This window comes from Streptomyces klenkii (assembly GCF_003626645.1).
Taxonomy (GTDB): domain Bacteria; phylum Actinomycetota; class Actinomycetes; order Streptomycetales; family Streptomycetaceae; genus Streptomyces; species Streptomyces klenkii.
Window position 1 is genome coordinate 1 of the sequence record NZ_RBAM01000066.1, and the last position, 1,531, is coordinate 1,531.

General features: G+C 74.5%; 2 protein-coding genes. One reads left to right on the forward strand and one right to left on the reverse strand.

The window, feature by feature from the left end; all coding sequences use genetic code 11:
* The coding region (gene sdhC, locus D7231_RS34595; RefSeq protein ID WP_120760308.1) for a succinate dehydrogenase, cytochrome b556 subunit at positions 1 to 309 on the reverse strand (309 nt) is incomplete at its 3' end.
* 179 nt (positions 310 to 488) lie between these two features.
* Here sdhC and D7231_RS34600 point away from each other — a divergent pair.
* Positions 489 to 1,531 (forward strand): family 20 glycosylhydrolase (locus tag D7231_RS34600; RefSeq protein ID WP_147449875.1); only part of this gene is annotated, 1,043 nt, incomplete at its 3' end.

The window sequence follows — 1,531 nt, forward strand, 5'->3', positions numbered from 1 at the left end:
GATCCCGACCACGGTCCACAGCATCTGCCGCTGGTAGCGGGCGCCGTTGGCCCAGAAGTCCACGGCCACGACCCGCAGGCCGTTGAGGGCGTGGAAGAGGACGGCGGCCACCAGGCCGTACTCCATCACGGCGACGAGCGGCGTCTTGTAGACCGCGATCGTGTCGTCGTACGCCTCGGGGGAGACGCGGACCAGCGCGGTGTCCAGCACATGGACGAACAGGAAGAAGAAAACGAGGACACCGGTGACGCGGTGCGCCACCCATGACCACATGCCTTCCCGGCCGCGGTACAACGTTCCTGCCGGCACGGAAGAACCCTTCGCGGAAGCTTCAGCGGCCCTCGGGGCCCGGCCGGGTACGGTCCACCGGCCGCGGCCATGGTAGCGGCGGCCCCCGTGGGCCGCGTCGCGGGGTCGCCGCAGGGCGTCCGCCCGGGCCCGTCCGTCATCCGTTTGCCGACTCCGGGGACCTCGCTACCGTCGTAGGTATGGGACGAACGCCCTGGCGAATACTCACCCTGGCCGCGGCCGTGCTGGCCCTCACCGCGGCGGCGGTGGTGGCGGTGGCGCAGCGGTCGGACGACTCCCGCGGGGCCTCGGGCCCCGCCGCCTCCGGGCCCGGGCGCGCCACCGCGGGGCCCTCACCCTCACCCTCCCTCTCGCCCGAGCCGGCCGACCTGCCGGACGGGCCCTCCGGGGAGCCGGCCACCGTTCCGGCCGTGCGGTCCTTCGAGGCCGCCGACGGCCCCGGCTGGGCCCCCGGCGGCTCCGCCCGCGTGGTGGCCGACGGCGACGGGCCGCTGGACGACGAGGCCGACCGGCTCGCCGAGGAGCTGGACGCGGGGCGCGCCGACGAGGGCGCGCGGGCGGGGGACGTCGAGCTGGTCCTGGACGAGGACGCGGACACCGGCCGCGAGGGATATCGGCTGCACGTCGAGGACCACCGCGTGACGATCACCGGATCGGCCGAGGCGGGCGTCTTCTACGGCACGCGCACGGTGACCCAGGCGGTGAACGCCCGCGGCGGCCTGCCCGAGGGCACGGTGAACGACCGCCCCGACCGGCCGCAGCGCGGGCTGCTGCTGGACATCGCGCGCAAGCCCTTCCCCGCCTCCTGGATCGAGGACCGGCTGCGCGAGATGGCGGGGCTGCGCCTGAACCAGCTCCAGCTGCACCTCAGCGACGACCAGGGCTTCCGGGTGGAGAGCGAGTCCCACCCCGAGGTGGTCTCCGAGGACCACCTCACCAAGGACGAGGTGCGCCGCATCGTCGAGCTGGCCGAGTCGCTGCACATCACCGTCATCCCCGAGTTCGACTCGCCGGGCCACCTGGGCGCGGTCCTCGCAGCCCACCCGGACCTCCAGCTGCGGCGGGCGGACGGCGGGGTGGCCGAGGGCGCCATCGACATCTCCGACCCGGCCGCGGGCGAGCTGATCGACGAGCTGCTGCGCGAGTACGACGACCTCTTCCCCAGCCGGTACTGGCACCTGGGCGGCGACGAGTACGTGGCCGCGCTGAGCCAGGACCCGGA